The 20,858-nt window shown below is 73.4% G+C and carries 27 protein-coding genes and 1 pseudogene; 19 read left to right on the top strand and 9 right to left on the bottom strand.

The genetic code is table 11. From position 1 onward, the window contains the following. Nucleotides 1-15: 15 nt before the first annotated feature. The 7 genes from trmD (at nt 16) to GA0074694_RS14830 (ending at nt 4,621) form a co-directional block, all read left to right on the top strand. Nucleotides 16-783 carry a tRNA (guanosine(37)-N1)-methyltransferase TrmD gene (gene trmD / locus GA0074694_RS14800; RefSeq protein ID WP_091458357.1) on the top strand — a complete coding sequence of 256 codons (768 nt, stop codon included), beginning with the start codon at nt 16-18 and terminating at the stop codon, nt 781-783. A 143-nt stretch (nt 784-926) separates the two neighbouring features. Beyond that, nucleotides 927-1,283 carry a 50S ribosomal protein L19 gene (gene rplS, locus GA0074694_RS14805; protein ID WP_091458359.1) on the top strand — a complete coding sequence of 119 codons (357 nt, stop codon included), beginning with the start codon at nt 927-929 and terminating at the stop codon, nt 1,281-1,283. A gap of 158 nt (nt 1,284-1,441) precedes the next feature. Beyond that, entirely contained in the window at nt 1,442-2,314 is an 873-nt protein-coding gene (gene lepB / locus GA0074694_RS14810) for a signal peptidase I (RefSeq protein ID WP_091459190.1), read from the top strand. Beyond that, nucleotides 2,311-2,943, top strand: coding sequence for a signal peptidase I (lepB, locus tag GA0074694_RS14815; protein ID WP_091458361.1), 633 nt, complete (start codon nt 2,311-2,313; stop codon nt 2,941-2,943). The genes lepB (GA0074694_RS14810) and lepB (GA0074694_RS14815) overlap by 4 nt, the downstream gene beginning before the upstream one ends. An 84-nt stretch (nt 2,944-3,027) precedes the next feature. After that, nucleotides 3,028-3,495 carry an NUDIX hydrolase gene (locus tag GA0074694_RS14820; protein ID WP_091458364.1) on the top strand — a complete coding sequence of 156 codons (468 nt, stop codon included), beginning with the start codon at nt 3,028-3,030 and terminating at the stop codon, nt 3,493-3,495. Beyond that, nucleotides 3,489-4,301 carry a ribonuclease HII gene (locus tag GA0074694_RS14825; protein ID WP_091458366.1) on the top strand — a complete coding sequence of 271 codons (813 nt, stop codon included), beginning with the start codon at nt 3,489-3,491 and terminating at the stop codon, nt 4,299-4,301. The genes GA0074694_RS14820 and GA0074694_RS14825 overlap by 7 nt, the downstream gene beginning before the upstream one ends. Beyond that, a complete protein-coding gene (locus GA0074694_RS14830; protein ID WP_011905215.1) occupies nt 4,298-4,621 on the top strand; it encodes a DUF2469 domain-containing protein in 324 nt (107 codons plus the stop codon). The genes GA0074694_RS14825 and GA0074694_RS14830 overlap by 4 nt, the downstream gene beginning before the upstream one ends. A gap of 214 nt (nt 4,622-4,835) precedes the next feature. Here the strand turns inward: GA0074694_RS14830 and GA0074694_RS14835 are convergent, their stop codons facing one another. Next, nucleotides 4,836-5,465: a class I SAM-dependent methyltransferase gene (locus GA0074694_RS14835; RefSeq protein ID WP_091458368.1), complete on the bottom strand. Its 630-nt coding sequence runs from the start codon at nt 5,463-5,465 to the stop codon at nt 4,836-4,838. A 165-nt stretch (nt 5,466-5,630) separates the two neighbouring features. Between GA0074694_RS14835 and GA0074694_RS14840 the strand changes: the two are divergent. Then, nucleotides 5,631-6,230, top strand: a pseudogene (locus tag GA0074694_RS14840) (M23 family metallopeptidase); the annotation flags it as partial. Between the two features lie 140 nt (nt 6,231-6,370). Here the strand turns inward: GA0074694_RS14840 and GA0074694_RS14845 are convergent. Continuing rightward, nucleotides 6,371-7,552 carry an aminotransferase class V-fold PLP-dependent enzyme gene (locus tag GA0074694_RS14845; RefSeq protein WP_091458372.1) on the bottom strand — a complete coding sequence of 394 codons (1,182 nt, stop codon included), beginning with the start codon at nt 7,550-7,552 and terminating at the stop codon, nt 6,371-6,373. A gap of 102 nt (nt 7,553-7,654) precedes the next feature. After that, nucleotides 7,655-8,782 (bottom strand): tyrosine recombinase XerC, encoded by a 1,128-nt coding sequence (locus tag GA0074694_RS14850; protein ID WP_091458374.1) that lies wholly within the window; start codon nt 8,780-8,782, stop codon nt 7,655-7,657. 317 nt (nt 8,783-9,099) lie between these two features. Here GA0074694_RS14850 and GA0074694_RS14855 point away from each other — a divergent pair, with 317 nt between their 5' ends. Beyond that, entirely contained in the window at nt 9,100-9,441 is a 342-nt protein-coding gene (locus GA0074694_RS14855) for a hypothetical protein (RefSeq protein ID WP_091459192.1), read from the top strand. Here GA0074694_RS14855 and GA0074694_RS14860 read toward each other — a convergent pair. Then, a complete protein-coding gene (locus GA0074694_RS14860) occupies nt 9,386-10,660 on the bottom strand; it encodes a DNA-processing protein DprA (protein WP_091458376.1) in 1,275 nt (424 codons plus the stop codon). The genes GA0074694_RS14855 and GA0074694_RS14860 overlap by 56 nt on opposite strands. A 188-nt stretch (nt 10,661-10,848) precedes the next feature. On the opposite strand from GA0074694_RS14860, the gene GA0074694_RS14865 reads away from it, so the two are divergent. The 10 genes from GA0074694_RS14865 to GA0074694_RS14905 all read left to right on the top strand — a co-directional run bounded on the left by GA0074694_RS14865 (nt 10,849) and on the right by GA0074694_RS14905 (nt 17,608). Continuing rightward, on the top strand, nt 10,849-11,862 hold the full coding sequence (locus tag GA0074694_RS14865; protein WP_091458378.1) for a hypothetical protein: 1,014 nt from the start codon (nt 10,849-10,851) through the stop codon (nt 11,860-11,862). A gap of 117 nt (nt 11,863-11,979) precedes the next feature. Beyond that, the gene (locus GA0074694_RS31645; RefSeq protein ID WP_176737907.1) at nt 11,980-12,138 is read left to right on the top strand and encodes a hypothetical protein; all 159 of its coding nucleotides are present in this window, start codon (nt 11,980-11,982) and stop codon (nt 12,136-12,138) included. Continuing rightward, a complete protein-coding gene (locus GA0074694_RS14870; protein WP_091458380.1) occupies nt 12,135-12,497 on the top strand; it encodes a hypothetical protein in 363 nt (120 codons plus the stop codon). Before GA0074694_RS31645 ends, GA0074694_RS14870 begins: the two co-directional genes overlap by 4 nt. After that, nucleotides 12,494-12,919, top strand: a complete 426-nt coding sequence (locus GA0074694_RS14875; RefSeq protein ID WP_091458381.1) for a hypothetical protein — start codon at nt 12,494-12,496, stop codon at nt 12,917-12,919. Before GA0074694_RS14870 ends, GA0074694_RS14875 begins: the two co-directional genes overlap by 4 nt. Then, entirely contained in the window at nt 12,916-13,128 is a 213-nt protein-coding gene (locus GA0074694_RS14880) for a hypothetical protein (RefSeq protein WP_091458382.1), read from the top strand. Before GA0074694_RS14875 ends, GA0074694_RS14880 begins: the two co-directional genes overlap by 4 nt. Further along, on the top strand, nt 13,125-14,489 hold the full coding sequence (locus GA0074694_RS34210) for an ABC transporter permease (RefSeq protein ID WP_425413599.1): 1,365 nt from the start codon (nt 13,125-13,127) through the stop codon (nt 14,487-14,489). The genes GA0074694_RS14880 and GA0074694_RS34210 overlap by 4 nt, the downstream gene beginning before the upstream one ends. Continuing rightward, nucleotides 14,486-14,674: a hypothetical protein gene (locus GA0074694_RS14890; protein ID WP_091458384.1), complete on the top strand. Its 189-nt coding sequence runs from the start codon at nt 14,486-14,488 to the stop codon at nt 14,672-14,674. The genes GA0074694_RS34210 and GA0074694_RS14890 overlap by 4 nt, the downstream gene beginning before the upstream one ends. Before the next feature lie 84 nt (nt 14,675-14,758). After that, complete coding sequence (locus GA0074694_RS14895) at nt 14,759-14,992, top strand: hypothetical protein (RefSeq protein ID WP_141714118.1); 234 nt, start codon at nt 14,759-14,761, stop codon at nt 14,990-14,992. A gap of 218 nt (nt 14,993-15,210) precedes the next feature. Next, a complete protein-coding gene (locus GA0074694_RS14900) occupies nt 15,211-17,259 on the top strand; it encodes an FtsK/SpoIIIE domain-containing protein (protein WP_091458388.1) in 2,049 nt (682 codons plus the stop codon). Nucleotides 17,260-17,365: 106 nt separating this feature from the next. Continuing rightward, nucleotides 17,366-17,608: a hypothetical protein gene (locus GA0074694_RS14905; protein ID WP_091458390.1), complete on the top strand. Its 243-nt coding sequence runs from the start codon at nt 17,366-17,368 to the stop codon at nt 17,606-17,608. A 61-nt stretch (nt 17,609-17,669) separates the two neighbouring features. Here the strand turns inward: GA0074694_RS14905 and GA0074694_RS14910 are convergent, their stop codons facing one another. The 5 genes from GA0074694_RS14910 to GA0074694_RS14925 form a co-directional block, all read right to left on the bottom strand. Beyond that, the gene (locus GA0074694_RS14910; protein ID WP_091458392.1) at nt 17,670-17,942 is read right to left on the bottom strand and encodes a hypothetical protein; all 273 of its coding nucleotides are present in this window, start codon (nt 17,940-17,942) and stop codon (nt 17,670-17,672) included. Beyond that, nucleotides 17,929-18,105 (bottom strand): hypothetical protein, encoded by a 177-nt coding sequence (locus GA0074694_RS31650; RefSeq protein ID WP_176737908.1) that lies wholly within the window; start codon nt 18,103-18,105, stop codon nt 17,929-17,931. Before GA0074694_RS31650 ends, GA0074694_RS14910 begins: the two co-directional genes overlap by 14 nt. Further along, nucleotides 18,102-18,503 carry a hypothetical protein gene (locus GA0074694_RS14915; RefSeq protein ID WP_218105690.1) on the bottom strand — a complete coding sequence of 134 codons (402 nt, stop codon included), beginning with the start codon at nt 18,501-18,503 and terminating at the stop codon, nt 18,102-18,104. Before GA0074694_RS14915 ends, GA0074694_RS31650 begins: the two co-directional genes overlap by 4 nt. A gap of 274 nt (nt 18,504-18,777) precedes the next feature. Then, on the bottom strand, nt 18,778-19,350 hold the full coding sequence (locus tag GA0074694_RS14920) for a hypothetical protein (RefSeq protein ID WP_091458395.1): 573 nt from the start codon (nt 19,348-19,350) through the stop codon (nt 18,778-18,780). Between the two features lie 107 nt (nt 19,351-19,457). Continuing rightward, the gene (locus GA0074694_RS14925) at nt 19,458-19,853 is read right to left on the bottom strand and encodes a hypothetical protein (protein ID WP_141714119.1); all 396 of its coding nucleotides are present in this window, start codon (nt 19,851-19,853) and stop codon (nt 19,458-19,460) included. Nucleotides 19,854-20,858 lie beyond the last annotated feature (1,005 nt).

A 20,858-nucleotide genomic window follows, 5' to 3' on the forward strand; every position in this document is an offset into this window, starting at 1 on the left:
AGGAGCGACCCCCGCATGCGCGTCGACGTCGTGTCGATCTTTCCGGAGTACCTCGCCCCGCTCGACCTGTCGCTGATCGGCAGGGCCCGGGCCCGGGGCATGCTCCAGTTGGCCGTACACGATCTGCGGACCTGGACCCACGACGTGCACCGCACCGTCGACGACACGCCCTACGGTGGCGGCCCCGGCATGGTGATGCGCCCGGAGCCCTGGGGTGAGGCGCTCGACGCGCTGGCCCCGGCGCAGGCCCCGCCGCCCCGGCTGCTGGTCCCCTCCCCGGCCGGGGCCCGGTTCACCCAGGCGATGGCGCACGAGCTGGCCGCCGAGGAGCACCTCCTCTTCGCCTGCGGCCGGTACGAGGGCATCGACCAGCGGGTGCTGGACCACGCCGCCACCCGGATGCCGGTCACCGAGGTGTCCCTCGGTGACTACGTCCTCTTCGGTGGCGAGGTGGCGGTGCTGGTGATCCTGGAGTCGGTCACCCGGCTGCTGCCCGGCGTGCTCGGCAATGCCGGCTCGCTGGACGAGGAGTCGCATGCGCACGGGTTGCTGGAGGCGCCGGTCTACACCAAGCCGCCGAGCTGGCGGGGCCACGACGTACCGGAGATCCTCCGCTCGGGCGACCACGGCCGGATCGCCCGGTGGCGGCGGGACGAGGCGTTGCGCCGGACCGCGGAACGCCGGCCGGACATGCTGGCCGCGCTCGGCGACCTCGACCGGCGGGACCGGGCGGCGCTGGAGCGGGCCGGGTTTCCGGCGCCGGACCGGGATATGGCAGAGTAGAGGGGTTGCCGTTTCCGCTCGCGCCGTGGGCGGAAACGAGGATCCCCGACCGGGGTCGTCACCACCGGCCACCACCCGAGGATCAGAATCACCCGTTCGCGTGCCGAGCATCGGTGCGCCGTGAGCCTTACGAGGTTGCAGCGATGAACATCCTGGACGCCCTTGACGCCCAGTCGAAGCGGACCGACCTCCCCGACTTCCGCGCCGGTGACACCGTCAAGGTGCACGCGCGGGTCGTCGAGGGTAACCGGTCCCGTGTGCAGATCTTCCAGGGCGTGGTCATCCGCCGCCAGGGTGACGGCCTGCGGGAGACCTTCTCCGTCCGTAAGATCAGCTTCGGCGTCGGTGTCGAGCGGACGTACCCGATCAACAGCCCGGCGATCGACCGCATCGAGATCGTGACCCGTGGTGACGTCCGCCGGGCCAAGCTCTACTACCTGCGCGAGCTGCGGGGCAAGAAGGCCAAGATCAAGGAGAAGCGCGAGAAGCAGCCCAGCTGATCTCGCCGCCACGCCGGCCGGCACGCCGGACGTCCCTCGAACCGGGCGCACTACTCTGGTCGGGCGGGCGCAGCAGTGCCGACGGATCGTCCACCGCCCGTGGAGCCTCGACGAGGCTCGGCGGGCGGTAGTCGTTTGCGCGTGAGGCGGGAGTGGGCGTGGTGCAACCGGTGGACGAGGACGGCGCGGTCGACCCGTGGCGGCGTCGGTCCCGGCGGCCCCGTCGTCAGATGCCGCTCTGGCAGGAACTGCCGCTGCTGCTGATCGTCGCCTTCTGCCTCGCCGTGCTGATCCGGACGTTCCTGCTCCAGGCGTTCTTCATCCCGTCCGGCTCGATGGAGGACACCCTGCTGGTCGGGGACCGGGTGCTGGTCAACAAGGTCGTCTACGACGTCCGTGACCCGGCCCGGGGCGAGGTGGTGGTCTTCCGGGGCACCGACCGGTGGGCACCGCAGGTGGACGGGGTGCCGGAGCCGGGATTCCTGGCGAAGCTCGGTCAGACCCTCGGTGACCTGGTCGGGGTGAGCCGCCCCGGCGAGAAGGACTTCATCAAGCGGGTGATCGGGATCCCCGGGGACCGGGTCGCCTGCTGCGACGCCCAGGGCCGGGTCACCGTGAACGGCGCCGCGCTCGACGAGTCGTACGTGCTCCGCGACTCCCCGCTGGACCTGCCGCCCGACGCCCGGGAGTGCCGGTCCCGCCGGTTCGACGAGGTGGTCGTCCCACCCGGACAGATCTTCGTGTTGGGCGACCACCGGATGGTCTCGCAGGACGCCCGCTGCCAGGGGCCGGTGCCGATCGAGAACGTGGTGGGCCGGGCGTTCCTGGTCGTCTGGCCGTCCTCCCGCTGGTCGTCGCTGCCGGTGCCGGAGACGTTCGCCGAGGTCGACGCCGTGGTGGCCGCGCCCGCGCCAGCCGCGCCGGCCCCGGTGCCCCAGGTGGTGCCGCTCGCCCCGCTGGTCGGTGCGGGCTGGCTTGTCGCGCGTTCCGGTCGATCGATACGCGCCGGGCGACGTAGGCTCCACTCGTGATTGACGAGCAGACCGACAAGCCCCGCAATTCCTTCTGGAAGGAGTTGCCGGTCCTCCTGGGCGTGGCGATCCTGGTCGCGGTGCTGGTGCGCGCCTTCGTGTTGCAGACCTTCTTCATCCCCTCGCCGTCGATGGAGAACACTCTCCAGATCGACGACCGGGTGCTGGTCAACAAGTTGGTCTACGACTTCCGCTCCCCGGAACGGGGCGAGGTGATCGTCTTCAAGGCGCCGACCGAGTGGAGCGGCAACCCGGACGGCGAGGACTACATCAAGCGCGTGATCGGCGTCGGGGGCGACCGTGTGGTCTGCTGCGACGAACAGGATCGGCTGATGATCAACGGTAGGTCGCTGGACGAGCCGTACGTCTACTCCGTGGACGGGCGGCGGGACAAGCCTGCGGACCAGGAGTTCGACGTCACCATCCCCAAGGGGCGGCTCTGGGTGATGGGTGACCACCGGGCAGCCTCCGGCGACTCGCTGGAACACTGGGAACGGCTCCAGGACGTCGAGCGGGCCACCATCCCCGTCGACGACGTGGTGGGGCGGGCCTTCACCGTCTTCTGGCCGGTGAGCCGGGCCACCTGGCTGTCGGTGCCGAGCGGCTTCGAGGACATCCCGAACCCCTGACGTCCGTCGTGTCGCGTCCCGGTCGCCCTGGGCGGGCCCCAGGGTGGCCGCGCCGGCCCGGGGCCGGTCTGGCAGGCTGGAGAGGTGACTGCCCCCACCCCCCGGCGCGCGGCGCGTGTCCTGCTGGTCGACGCGGCCGGGCGGGTCCTGCTGTTCCACGCCACCGACCCGGGCCGGCCCGACTTCCGGTACTGGTTCACGCCGGGCGGCGGCCTGGACCCCGGCGAGGAGCCCGCCACCGGCGCGGCCCGGGAACTGGCCGAGGAGACCGGGCTCCGGTTGGCCCCCGCCGACCTGGGGCCGCCGGTCTGGCAGGAGACGGTCGAGTTCCCGTTCGACGGGGTGTGGTACCGCCAGGAGCAGGAGTTCTTCCTGGTGCGCGTGCCCACCTGGGAGGTGGACACCACGGGCTTCGACGACATCGAGCGGGCCAGCGTCACCGGGCACCGCTGGTGGCGACGGGACGAACTGGCGGCCACCACCGAGCGGTACTACCCGGTGGACCTGCCAGCGGTGCTGACCCGGGTGCTGGGAGGTGAGGCGGGGTGCTGACGCCACCACGTACCGTCGTCCGCCGCGACGCCGGGCTCTACGCCCTCGAACGGGCGCTGCAACGCCGGGGCTTCCGGCACGTCGCGGGCGCGGACGAGGCCGGCCGGGGGGCCTGCGCCGGACCGCTGGTGGCCGCCGCGGCGCTGCTGCCCGAGGGCCGGCGGGGCGAGATCGACGGGTTGGCCGACTCGAAGCTGCTCACCCCGGCCAGCCGGGAACGGGTGTACGAGGAGGTGGTCGCCCGGGCCCTGGCGTACGCGGTGGTGGTGATCCCGGCGGACGAGGTCGACGCGCGGGGCCTGCACGTGTGCAACCTGGCCGCGATGCGCCGCGCGCTCGCCTCGCTCACCACCCGGCCGGAGTACGTGCTGACCGACGGTTTCCCCGTCGACGGTCTGGAGGTGCCGGGGCTGGCGGTCTGGAAGGGCGACCGGGTCGCGGCGTGCGTCGCGGCGGCGAGCGTGCTCGCCAAGGTCACCCGGGACCGGCTCATGGTGGAGTTGGACGGCCGGTACCCGGGGTACGGGTTCGCCGAACACAAGGGGTACATCACCGCGGAGCACACCGCCGCGCTGCGGGAGCACGGGCCGTGCGCGGAGCACCGATTCTCGTACGTCAACGTGGCGGCGGTGTCGGGCCGGGACGGGCGTCCGCCCCGCTCCCGACGACCCGTCGTCGCCGACGGCCACGAGCCGATGGAGCGTTCGGGGCGGTCAGGGGGTACCGTCGGCGTGGCGTTGGGCGAGCAGCCTCGACCGCCGGCACCGGTGGGGGAAGATGTGGTCATGGAGGGCGGAGTGCGATGAGCGCGGAAGATCTCGAGAAGTACGAGACCGAGATGGAGCTTCAGCTCTACCGGGAGTACCGCGACATTGTCCGCCAGTTCTCCTACGTGGTGGAGACCGAACGTCGGTTTTACCTGGCCAACCAGGTCGACCTGCACGTGCGCAACTCCGACGGCGAGGTCTACTTCGAGGTCGAGATGCACGACGCCTGGGTGTGGGACATGTACCGCCCTGCCCGGTTCGTCAAGAACGTCCGGGTGATGACGTTCAAGGACGTCAACGTGGAGGAGTTGGAGAAGCCGGACATCTCCCTTCCCGCCGACTCCGGCTTCGGCAGCTGACCCCACCCACCCGATCCCCGACCGTCCGCCCACCGCCCTCGGCAGCCCGTCCGGTGTGGTCGCCACCGGCAGGCCGCGCCGCTGCCCGGTACCGTGACCCGGGCGTCCTCGCCGGCCCGGAGCACCTCACCCTGTTCGACGGCGCGGCGTTCCACAGTGGTCAGTGGGCGCTTGCGGTGCGTCGCTCGGCCGGCGGACCCCGACACCGGTCAGGTCACCGGACGAACTCGAACATGCTCACCCCGGGCGGCAGCGGGCGGGGCGGCCCGGTGTGACGGTGCGTCCCCACCGCGCTGGGGAACGTCGGGCCGGTGAGGGACAGCAACGCGAACCCCTCCTCGGCGAACCAGTCGCAGATCGCCGGGACGAGATCCGGCGCGTTCCGGTGCCGGGTCCAGACGACGGTGCCGCCGGTCGCGCAGAGCGGCCCGCAGTGTCGGACCACCGCTCGGACGTCGGCGTCGGTCATGTTGCCGAAGAGGCCGCAGACCAGGACGATCTCGGCCGGTACGAGGTCCGCCCAGACGTCGGTACGCGCGGCGTCGTCCCGTACCACCTCGACCCGGGTGAGCCCGGCGGCCCGGACGGCTTCGGCAGCCAGTTCGGCGTTCCGCGGATCCAGCTCGACCAGCCGGGCCGTGACGTCCGCCCGCCGGGGATGCTCCGCCAGTACGGGGATCAGGTCCCGGCCCTGCCCGGCGCAGAGGCTGAGCGCCCGCAGCGGACCGGCGGGTGCACGGTCGAGGGCCGCGCCGACCTGCCGCCGCACCTCGGTGAGCCGATGGGACAGCGGGGAGTCCGGGTCGTCGTAGTCGGCGTGCCAGGCGTGCCAGTCGCGGTCCATCGAGCCAGCGTAGAGACTCCGGGACGCCGGCCGCGCCGACGGCCGGGCATAGCAGATCGTCGGCGGGCGTGGGTGCTCGTCCACAGGGCGACACCCCGTCCACAGGTGACCATCTGCCGGTGGCGTCGAGCGACCGTGGCGGGCACGCTGCGGAGTGTGACAGGCATGACGCGATGGCCCCGGGCGTGGACCCGGGCCCTGCCGGTGGCCCCGCTGGTGGCGTTGACCCTGGCCGTGGTCCAGGGTTCGTCGGGGGCGTCGGTCGAGTTGGCCGGCCACGGTGCCCATACGGTCGGCCCGGCCCCGGCCGCCGGGAAGCCCGTAGCGCCGCCGGTGCCCGCCCCGCCGCGACCGTTTCCGGGGCAGGGCTTCCGGTGGCCGCTGGACGATCCGTCCCCGCCGGTCCGCGACTTCGACCCACCGCCCCGACCCTGGCTGCCCGGCCACCGGGGTGTCGACCTGCCCGCCCCGGCCGACGCCCCGGTCCGCGCGGCAGGCGCCGGGGTGGTGCTCTTCGCGGGCATGGTCGCCGGCCGACCCGTGATCACCGTGGGGCACACCGGGGGGCTGCGCACCACCTACGAGCCGGTCCGACCGTCGGTACGCGTCGGCACCCGGGTCGTCGCCGGCACACCGCTGGGGGAACTGTCGCCGGGGCACGCCGGATGTCCGGTGCCGGCCTGCCTGCACTGGGGCCTGCGCCGGGGCGAGGACTACCTCGACCCGTTCGCCCTGCTCGGGCCGGTCCCGGTGCGGCTGCTGCCCCGTGTCGACCCACCGGTCCCCGGCTCCGTCGTCCCGGTGACCCGGCGTTTCCGTCGTTCCCTCGTTCCGGCGACCCGGCGACCCGGCGTTTCCGTCGTCCCCGCGACGTGTCGTTCCGGTCCCGTGGGGGCCGGGCCGGGTCAGCGCTGGGCGAGCAGGGGCGGCAGGCGTACCGCGAGGCGCTCGTACTCCTCGGCGCTGTTGTAGACCTGGCCGCAGAGGCGCAACCAGCCGCGACCGCCCCACGCCGCCACAGCGACCTCGGTGGCGAGCCGGTCGGCGATCCGGTCCCGCAGCGCCTTCGCCGCCTCGATGGTGGTGGCCGTCCCGGGCGACAGCGGGACGAGTCGCATCGCCACCGCCGGTCCGCCGGGGTCCGGCAGGTGGGTCGGCGCCACGCCGAGGGCGTCCCCGACCACCCGCTGGCCGTACGCCGCGAGAGCGGCATTGTGGTCACGCACCCGGGCCACGCCGAGGCTGCGGAGGGCGTAGAGCCCGGTCGGCGCGGCGAGCCAACTGGTGTAGTCCAGGGTGGCCTGCCACTCCACCCGCGCCGGATAGCCGTTCTCCTGCTCCCAGGAGACCGTCAGGGGCTCGATGCGTTCCCGCCACGGCGGGCGTACCGCCAGCAGGGCGGTGCCGCGCGGGGCGTACCCCCACTTGTGGAGGTTGCCGACCCAGAAGTCGGCACCGATGCTCTCCACGCTGACCGGCAGCATGCCGGGCACGTGCGCGGCGTCGACCAGCACCGGCACCCCCTGCTCACGGGCGACGCCGACGATGGCCGCGACCGGGAACAGGCGGGCGGTGGCCGAGCTGACCTGATCGACCACGAGCAACCGGGTCCGGCCCGGCCGCAACCCCGTGCGGACGGCCTCCACGATCTCCTCGTCGGTGGCACCGAGCGGCACCGGGAGGACCCGGGACGAGGCCCCGGTCCGCCGGCACTCCCGGTGCACCGAGAGGACGACCGCCCCGTAGCAGTGGTCGGTCATCAGCACCTCGTCACCGGGGCGCAGGCCGAGCGACTGGAGCACGACGGCGACCCCGGTGGTGGTGTTGCCGACCAGCGCGCTGCCCTCCGGGTCGGCGCCGAGGAAATCGGCGAGGTGCCGTCGGGCGTGCGAGATCCGCTCGACCAGTCCGCGCGAGAAGAAGCGGTGCGGATTCGCCTCCATCTCGTCCCGCAGCCGCTGCTGGGCGCGTTGCACCGGGAGGGGGACGGCACCGAACGCGCCATGGTTGAGATGGCAGACCGCCGGGTCGAGGGAGAACAGCATCCGGGCACCGGGCAGCGGGGTGGGGGGCTGCGGGACGGTCACCGGATGATCGTAGCCCGGGTCCGGTCCGGGATTCGGGGTTCACCGCAGGGGCGGGCCGGTCGGTGCGCTCCGTCGACGGGGGCACATCCGGCGGCCGGGCGGTCAGGCGCGCGGGTGGGCCTGCCGGTAGGCGGCGCGGAGGCGCTCCACCGAGACGTGCGTGTAGATCTGCGTGCTCGCCAGCGAGGAGTGGCCCAGGAGCTCCTGCACCGCGCGCAGGTCCGCGCCCCCCTCCAACAGGTGGGTGGCAGCCGAGTGGCGCAGGTCGTGCGGGCTGGTGTGGGGCAGCCCGGCGGCGTCGGCGTGGCCGGTGACGATCCGCCGGGCGGTGGTGGGGTGCAGCCGTCCGCCCCGTGCGCCGAGCAGCAGGGCGTCTCCGCAGCCGGGCCGGGCCAGCACGGGTCGCCCGCGTCGTAACCACTCGTCGACGGCGCGCTGGGCCGGGAGTCCGTACGGTACGGACCGTTCCCGGCCGCCCTTGCCGAGAACCCGGATCAGCCGGCGGCCGTGGTCGACGTCGCCGGTGTCCAGGCCGCACGCCTCGCTGATCCGCACTCCGGTGGCGTAGAGCAGTTCCAGCAGGGCGCGGTCGCGCAGCAGGACGGCTTCGTCGTTGCCGCCGTTCCCGCGGTTCCCGTTGTCTCGGCCGTTCCGGCCGTCCGCGCTGTCCGCGTTGTTCCCGCCACCTCCGTCAGGCTGATGTCCGGCCGCTCCGGGCGGCGGTGCCGTCCCGGGCGTGGGGAGGGAGGTTCCCACCGGGTGCCGTGTGGTGGCGGTGCCGGCCGGGGCGGGGTCGCAACGGGTGCGGGCCGCGTCGAGCAGCGCGGCGGCCTCGTCGACCCGGAGCACCGTGGGCAGTTCGCGCTGCGCCCGGGGACTGGCCAACGTGGCCGCCACGTCGGTCGGCAGCAGGCCGGACCGGTGCGCCCAGGCGCTGAACGTCCGTGCCGACGCGGCGCGGCGGGCCAGCGAGCTGCGGGCCGCCCCCATCGTCCGCTGCTTCGCCAGCCAGCTGCGCAGCACCGTCAGGTCCACGTCGGCCGGGACCCGGCCGCCCATCCGGACGGTGTGGTCGAACAACGAGACCAGGTCGGCGACGTACGCCCGGACGGTGTGCGGCGAGCGGTCGCGTACCTGGGCCAGGTGCCGGGCGAACTCGTCGACCGCGTCGCGCAGCGGCGGGGGCAGCGCCTCGTGCAGGGCGCGGGTGCCGTCGTCGGCGCGGCTCACCGGTGTCCCGCCGTCCGGTGCGGGGCGCGACCGCCACTCCCGGGGCCGCGCACCGGGTCACCGGGGCGCCGACGCGCCGGCCACGCCGGGATGTGGTTGTCCCCCTGCACCGGTTCAGCTTACGGTCGACGGTAGGCGGGTGGCAGCGCGGCGGACCCGCCGGCCCCGAGCGCGCGGTGCGTCGCCGAAGCGGCGTTCCCGCTCGTGGGGCCGTCCCGGCTCGCCGGTGGCGTGGTCGTCGTGCCCGACGTCCGTCCGTCGAGGTGGAGCCGGTCCGGTACGGGGTCAGGCAGACGTCGACGGGCGGAGGCGGCCGGATGGGTTTGGATGTCGTGCTCTACCGGGTGGTCCGGTCCGCCGGTGCGGCCCGCCGTTCCTCCTTCGTGCCGGTCGAGGTGGTGGACGACTCCGACGACGTGTTGCTGGGTCTGCTCACCCGGGTGCGTGGCGGCGGACGCACCCCGTTGCTGGACCGGTTCGACCCGGCCGGGGAACTCGTCGTGAGCGCCCCGGAGGCACCCCGTCTCCTGGCCGAGTTGCGCTGCCTCGCCGAGTCCGCTGCCTCCCCGGCGGAGATGGCGCGGCTACGGAGCCTGGCGGCCCTCACCCGTCGGTGCATGCGGGGCCACGACGTGGAGATCCGGTTGGAGGGGGACTGACCCCCGTTCCACCGCCTGCTCGGGCGTTCCCCGGTGTCGCGGGCTCCCTCCGGCGCGGCGGGATCGCATACCCACCGTCCCGGCGCACCACCAGGCCCAGTTCCTCGAGCAGGGCGAGCTTGCGCAACGCCGTCCGGATGTCGAGCCCGGCCCGGGCGGCGAGCACGTCCGGGCCCACCACACCCCGGCGGGGCAGCGACTCCCGCAGCAGCGCCGCCTCGTCGTCGAGCTGGTCGCCGGGACGGTCCGGTCCCCGGGCCGGGGGAGCGAGGTCGGCGCCGATCCGCCCGACCTCCTCGAGCACGTGGGGCACACCGGTGACCAGGCGGGTGTCCCCGTACTCGCGGAGCATCTCGTGTGCTCCGACCGACATCGCCGAGGTGACCGGGCCGGGCACCACCATCGACGGACGGCCGATGCCGAGTGCCCGGCGCATGGTCTGCGTCGCCCCGCTGCGGGCCGACGCCTCCACCAGCACGCTGCCCAGGGTGACCCCGGCGATCACCCGGTTGCGGATCAGGAACCGGGGACGCAGCGGCTCGGCGCCCGGCATCCACTCGCTGACCAGCAGGCCGGTCTCGGCGATCCGGTCGAAGAGGGCACTGTTGCCCATCGGGTACGGGCGATCCACCCCGCAGGCGAGCACCGCCACCGTCACACCACCAGCGCTGAGCGCACCCCGATGCGCGGCGGCGTCGATGCCGAACGCCCCACCGGAGACCACCGTCCACTCCCGGTCGGCGAGGCCGTAGCCGATCTCGGTGGCCACGTGCACCCCGTACGACGTGGCGGCCCGCGCGCCGACGACCGCCACCGACCGGTCCAGCGCCTCGTCGAGCGGCCATCCACCGCGTACCCAGAAGCACAGCGGCGGAGCGGTCTCGGTGTCCACCCGTCGGGTGGCACCGGGAAGCACCAGCCGGTGCAGGTCACCGACCCGGACCGGCCACTCGGAATCGGCCGGGGTGATTAGGCGTGCCCCCAACCGTTCGGCACGCGCCATCGCCTCCGCGGACACCGCCCGCGGATCGGCGGATCCGATCCGGGCGGCCACGGCGCAGCGCAGGCGATCCTCCGGCGCGCCCCCGTCCAGCAGCAGGTCGAGCGTGGCGACCGGACCGAGCCTGGTGACCAGGCGGTGCACCGCCCAGCTGCCCGGCTCGACGAGCCAGGTCAGGGCGATCCGGGCCAGCCGGTCGGCGTGGTCCTGGTCGGTCATCACTCTTCTCCCGTCCGGAGGCCGATCGCCTCCCACACGTCGTCCCGACCCGGACGGGCCCGACCGTCCAGGTCGGCGATGCTCCAGGCCAGAGCGAGCCTATAGTCAGGGCGGAACTGGACAGCGCGACCGACCGCCGGACTACAACTGGCGACGGTCGTTCCACCCTCCACAGATAGGGCCTGGTCATGACCATCTCTGCTGTCCGTCCCGTCCGCTCGACGGACAGCCTCATCGACGCCCCGACGATCCCCGGTCAGCGTCCGGCCGTCGAGCAGTTCTCCCCGCTGAACCTGGCGTACCGCTCCCGGAGCACGTCCCTGGCCGTCGAGCTGGGCCGCCGGGCGTGGGACCTGATCCGCACCAGCCCGGCCCCGCTGAGCGACGCGCAGCTCGCCGCCCGCCTCGACGCCACCGCCGACGAGGTCAACGACGCCGTCTCCGCGTTCCTGGCCACTCAGCCCGCCCCGCCGTCGTCCGACGTGCTCGACCTGGGCCGCCGGGTGGAGACGCTGATGAACACCACCGATCTGACCGCCGACGAGATTGCCGCCCGGGTGGGCCGTCCCGCCGATGAGGCGTTCGACGCCCTGCTGGACCTGATCTGCTGGCAGGAGGGCGCGCTGAACCTGGTGCGCGGGTGGGAGCGCAAGCCGGCCCCGTCCGTCGACTGGTTCGGCCGTCCGGTCACCGCTGTCTGCTCGGTGGCGTGGTGCGACGGCCAGTGCGTGTGCGGCGGCCCGGCCGAGCTGGGGCACTCCCGGAAGCTGTTCGAGGACCAGGTGCGCGACGGCTGCCACATCGGCCAGTACCGCCGGTTGATGGCGATGATCCAGCAGACGGAGTCTCCGGAGCTGCCGGGCGGGTTCGACGACACGACCGTCTACGTGACGACCGGCGACACGGACGCGTACGGCGTCGACCTGGACCTCGACGAGGCGGAGGCGTTCGCCCTGTCGATCCTGGCCGGTGTCCGGGCGGCCCGTGCCCGCACCACCGGGCAGTCCGCGCCGGCCGGCACCGCCTACCGGGTGGACGTGTTCACCGCCGACGACGTCCTCATGACGTCCCGCACCGTCACCGCGGCCGACGACCGGTCCGCCGAGGTGGCCGCGCGCCGGCTCGTCGACGAGCTGGGCGGCGCGGTCATGGCGGCGGTGTTCACCGCCAGCTTGGTCTACGTCGGCACCGTCACCGCCTGACGGGTACGCGCTCACCGCGTACCCCTGCCCGGTGGGGGTGTCATCAGTAGTGACACCCCCACCCCGGGCTCCCCTCTCCCCCTTGTTCTCCACCCCTCGCGTGAGGAGGTGCCCGTCGTGGGTGCCCGAATCGACCGCCTGGTGAAGCGGACGGTGCTGATCTGCGCCGTTCTGGCCGGGCTCGCTTTCCACCACAACCACGTGACGTACCCGTGCGGCGACCAGCTCGGCGCCGGCGGCATGTGCGTCCCGATCTCCCAGGAGTGGACCCGATGAACGACACGACCACCGACCCGCGCCGGAAGGCGTTCGACCTGGCCGCCGCCGGCATCGCCGCCGGCTTGCCCGTCCCGCTGTACGTGCGGGTCGCCGCTCACGACGGGCCGCTGCCCGCTGGCCTCACCCTCCAGTGCGGCGACGACGACACCGACACCGTCGACCGGTGGGCGGCCTGGCTCGGCCTGCCCCGCCCCGCCCTCGTCGACCGCCCGCTGGACGGCAGCGGCGGCCGGTGGTTCCAGCCGTACCAGTCGGCGGGATGGAACCACCCGGTGACCGGGGGGCACACGCGGGTCGTCTCCTACTGCGACGTGCCGGCCCCGGCCGACGCCGAGCGGCCGGCGGTGACCCGATGAACAACAACCCGACGATGGGCGCCGCGGGTGCCCCGCTGGACCTTGGCGACGGGCTCACCGTTGACCTGATGGAGAAGACTCCCGGACGGCCGGTGGTTCTGGTCGAGCAGTGGCCCCAGCAGTCCGACCCGGCGCCGGCGGACCCCGACGTGGCGCTGATCCTGTCGCCGTACCGGGCGGCGGTCCTGGGCGGCACCCTGACGCACCTGGACGCGTTGACCCGGGCGGCCCGCCTGGAGCGGGCGGTGATGGACATGGCGGCCCGGTACGGCCTGTCGTGCATGGACCAGGGCCTGTCCGACCCGGGCACGCCGGAGTGCGACCGGGCGGACCGGGCGGCGGCCCGCCAGTTCCGGGCCCTGTCGCGGCTGACGATGGCGCTGCGTGCGGTGGCCGTCGAGGTGGCGGGGGGTGCGGCATGAACCCGCTTCTGTTGATCCTGCTCGGCGGCCCGGTCGCCATCGGCGGTCCGGTGGCCGTGGCGGTGGCCCTGTGCGAGCGGCACGCCAACCAGTCCGCCGCCGCGATCCGCGAGCACTTCGGCCTCGAGGTCGTCGACCAGGTCGACGAGGGCGTACACGGTGTGGACACCCCCACCGCGCCCCGACCGGTGAAGGTGGTGGCCCGGTGACCGCCCCGACGATCAACGGCACCCGCTACCCGCAGCCGGTGGAGGACCTGCTGCCGGCAGCCCGGAAGCTGGCCGACGAGCTGGGCGACGTGCCGTCGCGGAACCGGCTGATGCGGGAATTCCGGATCGGTGCGCCGAAGGCCGACGAGCTACGTACCCGGCTCATCGAGGAGAAGGCCCAGGAGATCGGCACCCAGGAGTACGAGGAGCACCTGCGCCGCCGGCTGGCCGAGAAGTTCGACTACACGCCGCCGGACGAGCGGCCCGCCGAGCGGGAGCCGCTGCCGCACCTTCCCGGGCTCGACGGCCTGGAGATGGTGCGCGCGGCCGTCGACCTGGCCGACCGGCGGGGAGCGACGCCAACCGCCGAGCAGCTCGCGGAGGCGTTCGGCATCGACGTCGACCGCGCGGGCCTGTTGGCCAGCCTGGCGGAGGTGGCCCGCCAGCGTCGCGCCGCTGGTCTCCCGGTCGACCTCGGCGAGTCGACCGCCGAGGAGCCGCCGGTGGACCCGTGGGACTACGCGGAGCCGATCGGCCCGGAGTCGCCCGCGGAGTACCACGAGCGGGCGCGGGAGGACATCCACGGGAGGCTGGAGGAGGCCAAGCAGGCGGGCCGGCTGACCGGGTTCGGCATCCACCCGGACCGCCCCGGACCGACCGGGGCGGACCCGACCGGCGACGTACCCGGGTACGCCCCGGTGGGCGAGCCGGGTACGGACGCGGTCGACATCCCCCTCGACGACGACGCCCCGGCCACCCCGCAGCCGCCGCAGACCGCCGTCCAGACCGCCCCGGACACCCGGGTACGTATCGACACCGACCACGCTCCGGAGGTCACCGAAACGGAATCCGCCGCTGAGCCGATCGAGCAGGTGGAGACGGTCGGACACCCGGGTACGAAGATCACGAGCCGGACCGCTCGGCCGCTCCCGGTGTGGCCGGTGTGGCTGCTGATGCTGCCCGCGTTCGTCGCGGTGTGGGCCGGGTGGGTGGAGCTGGGCAAGCTCACCGGGTTCGGCCCGGTGGACCTGCTGCCCGGGTTCACCCGGGACAATGGCGAACCGCTGGCCACCCTGGACACGGCGATCACCCTGCCGATCGGCATGGAAACCTACGCCGGGTACGCCCTGTACGTGTGGCTGTCCGGGCGGACCACCGGCCGCGCCAAGCGGTTCGCCATGACGTCCGCGCTGATCGCGCTCACCCTGGGCGGCGGCGCGCAAATCACCTACCACCTGCTCACCAGGCCGGACACCGGTGCCGCCCCGTGGCAGATCACCACCGTCGTCGCCTGCCTGCCCGTGGTGGTGCTCGGCATGGGTGCCGCCTTGGGCCACCTCGTCCGTGAGGAGACCCGATGAGCGCCGTCAGCAGCCAGCACATGCACGGACACTGCGACACCTGCGGCCGGTGCGCCCAGGACGACGGCGCGTCCGGATCCCGGATCCGGTCGGTCGCCGACCGGCAGCTCCGCCGCGCCGGGTGGACCGCCGCCGGCAACCAGGTCGGCTGCCCCGACCACCCCGTCACCACCGACCAGAGCTGACCGTCCTCCGTGGCCACCGGCACCCATCACTGCCGGTGGCACGCGGAGCCGGCCAGAGCCGGACCGATACGAAAGGAGATGGCCATGGCCATCACGAGCTGCGAGAGGTGCGGAACCACGAAGTTCCGCAGCGTGTCCACCGACGCGACGGGCACCCTGGCCACCTGCAAGGACGGGCACCTGTCGTTCGACGGCTCCACCGCCACCGGCGGGGACATCAACATCGGCAGCGTCAACGTCAAGGGCGGCGCGTCCGCCATCGGCCACGGCGCGGTCGCCATCTGCCACACCGACGGCCGGAAGAAGGGGCGCCGCTGATGGCGCACCGGTGCGGACGCTGCGGCTGCATGCACTCCCAGTCTGGCGGCATCCCCGGCCGCGGCTGCCTGTCGTGCGGGTGCGCGTGCGCCCCCCTCGACGGCGGTAAGACGTGCCGCTGCTGCAAGGCCAGCGACAAGTAGCACATCGCGCGGGGCCCGGCCAGCCGGCACAGCTACGGCCGGGCCCCGCATCCCCAGCAACGAGGAGCAACCATCATGACCCAGCAGATCCCCCAGCAGCGCGACGACCGGGAGACGGTGGCGATCGAGGCCACCCGGGAAGGCGGTCCCGTTGACCCGCCCGTCACCTCGACGACGTTCGCGGACATCACCAGCCGCCGCGACGTGCGGCCCATCCTGCCGGCGGCGTTGCGGTCCCGCGCCGGGTGGGTCGGCCTGGTCGTCGACACCGCCCGCCTGGCCGTGCACGCGTCCGGGTTCCACGCCGTCCGCCTGCCGCTGTACGCCGGCCGGGCCGCCATGTACGCCCCGCGCGGTCTGTGGCGGGCCCTATACCTGCCCGTGCGGTGGGCCAGCGCCGAGGAAGGGAACTGGCACCTTCGGCAGCAGGCCGCCAACCGCAACGACCCGCAAACCTGGTTGGCCCTCGACGAGCGGCGCATGCGGCACAGCTCGTGGCGGTGGCCGGTCGTGATCACCCTCGCCTTCGCGGTCGCAGTGTCCGGCGTGACGTTCGCGTACTTCGCGCCCGGCGGGCGGTGGGTGATCGTCGGCGCGCTGTTCCTACTCGCCGGATGGATGGGACGGCCCGCCGACAAGCCGATCGTCGACCGGGTCACGTTGGGCGGGACGTACGTGCGGCTCACCGCCGACCTGACCCGCGCCGCCCTCGTCGCGTGTGGGGCCGGCATCAAGGACCCCGCCGCGGTGACGTTCCCCCGCGAGATTGCCCGCGACCCCGCCGGACGTGGCCACGTGGCCGTGATCTCGCTGCCGGCCGGGGTGGTGGCCACCGACGTCATCGACCGCCGTGACCGGCTCGCCGCCGGGTTCCGGCTTCCCGTCGACCAGGTGTGGCCCGACCCGGTGCGCGGCGAGCACCCCGGCATGCTGGAAATCTACGTGTCCGACAAGCCGGTCAGCGCGATGCGGCAACCGCCGTGGCCGCTGCTGGAGGAGGGCACCACCGACTACTTCGAGCCGTTCCCCTACGGGGCCGACGTGCGGCTCCGCCCCGTCACCTGGTCACTGGCCGAACGGAACAGCCTGTTCGGTGGGGTGCCCGGCTCCGGCAAGTCCCTCGCCGCCCGCAACGTGCTGCTGGGTGCGGTGCTCGATCCGCTGGTCATCCCCGTCATCAGCGAGCTCAAAGGCTCCGGTGACTACGACTGCTTCGAACAGCTGTGCCCGCCCGGCATGTACGTGTGCGGCGCAGACGAACGGTCCATCGCCCGCACGTTGGACATCATCGAATGGCTGTACGGGCTGTGCGAGGAACGCGGCCCCCTGGTCGCCAAGTACGCCCGCGCCGGCATGAACAGCGTGAAGAAGGTCAACCGGGCCATGGCCGAACATGACGAACGGCTCCGCCCGGTGGTGGCGATGTTCGACGAGGTACAGGAGTTCATGTCGTCGAAGCACGGCATCAAGGGGCCGGGTGCGCCGATGCTGCTGTCCACCATCAAACGGGCCCGCGCCCTCGGCATTCACGTCATCGTCGCCACCCAACGCTTCGACAAGGACTCCTTGCCGAAAGCGATTTCCAGCCTGATCACCAACCGGGCCGCCCTCGCGGTCCCGGCGCAGCCGGAAACGGACATGATCCTCGGCACGTCGGCGTACCGCACCGGGGCCCGGCCGACGGCGTTCGTGCCCGGTGAGGACTCCGGTTGGATGGTCCGCGCCGGGTTCACCGCCGGCTACGAAACCGTCCGCGCCGCGCTCGTCGACGACGACCAGGCCGCCGCCGTCTGCGCTCGTGCCCTGGCGCTGCGCTCCGGTGTCCGCCCCGAGCCGGGTCCGGTCCGCGTGCACGCCCGGAACCTGCTCGACGACGTCCGTCGGGTGTGGGACGGCAGTGAGCCGGCCCTGTGGTCGGAGCTGATCGTGCCGCGGCTACGGCACCTCGACCCCGAGGTGTACGGGGACCTGACCGTCGAGATTTTCGGCGCTCGGATGGCCGCCGCCGGGGTGCCCACCGCCGACATCGGACGCCGCATCGACGGCAAGGCCACCACCCGCAAGGGCGTCCGCCTGGCGGCCCTCGACGCCCGGATCAAGGCCGCCGAACTCGAATCGCGCTAGCACCCGGCAGGGGCTAGCGATAGCCCCACCGCTAGCCCCGCTGGCCAGCGGAAACGCGGCTAGCCCCACCAACCCACCAACCCCGAAACCCGCCCCAGGAGGGCACATGCAGGCCACGTTGACCGCTATCGCAATCGGCACCCTCGCCGCCCTCGGCTACGCCGTGTCGTGCGCCGTGTGGCCGTTCGCCCGCTGCTGGGTGTGCGACGGCAAAGCCCACCACACCCCGAAGGGCAACACCCGGATCTCCCGCCCCTGCCGCTGGTGCAAGGCCACCGGCCGGCGGTTGCGGCTCGGCCGCCGCGTCTGGAACCGCATCAGGGTCGCCCACCACAACGGCACCCGCTGACTCACAGACGCAGCGAACGGCCCGCCAGGGACGATCCTGGCGGGCCGTTGTTGTGGCAGGGCTACGGATGCCGCTCCGCGCTCTCGTGATCGGTCCACCGCGACCACTCGGGGCGGAACGTCTCGACGTAGCTGCGGCCTGTCTCGGCGCACCAGCGGCGGCGGGCGTGCAGGTGCCGGCGGAACGCCCGGATGTGCCGCCACGACGGCCACGACTCACCCGCGTGATGCGGCGGCTGCTGCTCCGACTCGTCCGCCCAGTCGGCGTACCGGAACCGCACCAGCGTCGGCGGCGGCCCGTCGCCCAGCGGAACGGGCCGCTCACGCCGCCGCATCGACGCCCCAGCGGGCCCGGTGCGCGTCACGGCGGGCGAACAGCACGTCGAGCACCCGGTAGCCGTTCTGCGCGCACCACGCCCGGGTGTCGGCCGCCGGCACGCCCTGGGCGAGCAGCCACGCCGGCATCACCGGCCGTTCGCCGTCACCGCGGCGCCTCACGCCACACCCCGAATGCCGTACGCGCCCCGGGCGGCACCACGACGCTGTGGACGCCGCAGGTGCGCCGGCTGGTCGCCTTCCTCACCCGCCGGCAGACGCAGCGACGCCGACAGCCGCGACAGAGCGATCCGCATCTGCCGGGCCTCCACGATCGCCGGGTGCACCCGCTGAGTCAGGCCCGGACCGGGAACCATCGTCCCCTCGGCGGCGACGATCGCCGCCAGGTCGTCGAGCAGGTCGACGGTACGGACCATCTCCCGCAGCAACGCCACCTCGTGTTGCTCCAGCTCGTACACGTCGAGCACCGACCGCCACAGCCTCAGCCCTGACTCCCGGGTGCCAGGGGGCGGCAGGGCGATGTCACCCTCAGTGGTTTGGTTACTGTCTGTTACTGCCACGAGCAGACTCCAATCGGACTCTCGTTCGATTCAGACCACAGCCGCACCCGAAAGCCTGGCCCCGGGGGTCCGGAGGCCGACTGGTCTTGCGTGTCGACCCCATCCCCTCACCGTGCGTCACCAGGGGGATGGTGACGCACGGTGAGGTTCGGCGCTGGTCGGTTCATCGCGCGCGATGGAATTGACCCGCTCACCGACCATCGATCCACTGACCTGCGCAAGCGTTGACGCAGCAGCGGTGACGTTGACGCCGGGCATGGGGGTCAGCGGCCGTTCACCGGGCGCGTCCGGTGCGTGCGTCGCGCCGGGCCTTGGCCTGCTGCACCCAGCTCGTGTCGTACCGCGCGGGCGCGGGGACGTCGGGGGCGTCGGCGGTGAGGATCTCGCGCCCGCGGCGGGTGTCCTCGAGGTCCTGCACGGCCGAGAAGTAGCGCAGGGCCTCGGCCTTGGTGCGCCCGGAACGCGGGTCCTGCACGTCCTGGAGGGCGGCGTGGTACCGCTGGGCCTCGGCCCGCGCCTCCTCCTCCTGCCTACGCGCCCGGGTGTCCTCGAGGTCCTGCACGGCCGAGTAGTACGACAGCGCCTCGGCCTTGGTGCGGCCGACCGCGGCACCGCCGGTGCGCCACACCTCGGCCGGGTTCACGACCGCGCCCTGCTGCTCGGCCAGCAGCATCGCCGCGCGGATGGCCTGTTCCTCGGCGGTGCCGGCGACGGCACGGCGCCGCTGGTTGTCGGCGGCGAGTTCTCGCAGGTAGTCGCGGTTGTCGGCGTCGCACCGGGCGCGCAGGGCCGGGGACATGCGGTCGTAGCTGGCACCCCAACCGCCGGGGGTGGTGATGGTGTCCATGTCTTCTCCTTGTGCCGCATCGTGTTCGGCGGGTGGCCCGGTGCGGCTCCGGGCTTCCGCCACCTTCGTGACCGTCACGGCACGAAGTCGTCTGAGAGGGCGCCCGTTCACCGGCGGGGCCCTTTGCCCCGGCCGCGTCCACGTCGACCGCGTGGGCGGGCCCTTCCCGTACCCCTCGGCCGGTCCTGTTCGGCCGTCTGCGTGGCGCTGAGCGGGCCGGGGTCGGCGGTGATCGGCTTGCAGTCGCCGCACACGCCGTACTGGTAGACGAGCGGACCGAGCTGCACCATGCCCGGGTGGATGCCGTCGCCGTGCTCGACGCCGGCGCACACCCTTCCGCAGGCGTCGCAGGTGCGGTCCCGGTCGCTGCCGCGAGGCAGGGCGGTCAGGTAGGTGCAGGCGTGGCAGACGATGAGGCCGGGTTTCCACGCGGCGGCCACCACCGGCGCGGCCGGTGCGGGTCGGGTTGGTGCCGGCACGTCGACGCCCGGCCGCCGATCCATGCGGTGACGGTGTCGAGCAGCGGCAGGCGCAGCCATCCGGGCACGTCAGCGGCGTCGAGGCCGCAAGCGTTGCTCTCCCCGAACACAGTCCGCGCGGTGTCGGTCATCAGCCGGTGGGCGTCGACGCTGGCCGCGTCGACCTGGTCGACGACGTGTACCGGGGCGTGGGCCCGAAGGTACGCGGCCAACTCGGCGTAGCGGGGGTGCAGCATCAGCGCTTCGGAGGGCCAGGGCGGGGTTCACCGGGCCAGCCCTTCGCCGAGGGACTGCCGGGCTGCCACGCGGTGAGTGCCTCGGCCCACGCCTCCGCACCTACGGCGGCGGGGCCGAGGGCGGCGACAAGGTGAAGCAGCGGGTAGGGCGAGGCGGGCCACGTTGGTGGAGGCGAGCACAGCGGCGGCGCCCCCGTGGTCCCCGCGGGCATGGCGGCGAGGCAGGCGATGACGTCGGCGTTCGCGTCGTCGAAGTCGAGCAGCGCCGGATCGATGTCGGCCGGGGCCTGGTGGGAGGGGTGAACGGTTCGTTCACCCTGGGGTGGGCGGTGCCGGCCTGGGTGAGCTGCCGGAGGTTCCACGCGGCGTCGTCGTCGGTGGGCCCGTAGGCGAACCGCCGGTCGGGATCGAACGGGAGCGCCTGGGGGCCGTCGGGGGGTGTCGATGACGGGGGTGAGGTGGCCCCATCCCTCGCCGGGTTGCCCCAGCCGACGACGGGCCAGGTGATGAGGGTGCCGCTGTCGGGGGTGGTGTAGGCGATGTGCTGGGCGCCGTGGTCGTCGTTGGGCTGGTAGGTGGTCATCGGGTTGCCTCGCAGTTCTGGTAGTGGGCGGCGGCGTCGTACGGCCAGCCGCAGTCGGGGCAGGCGGGCGGTTCCTCGGGCCACAGCGGGACCGACCCCGCCTCGCGCTCGATCGATGCCCGCTGATTTGGCAAGGGTGGCAAGGCAGAGTCTGGTGAACTCTCGCGCGTATAGGAATCTCTGTTCACCGGAACTTGCCTTGCCACCCTT

The organism is Micromonospora inyonensis, from assembly GCF_900091415.1.
In the GTDB taxonomy this organism is placed as follows: Bacteria; Actinomycetota; Actinomycetes; order Mycobacteriales; family Micromonosporaceae; genus Micromonospora; species Micromonospora inyonensis.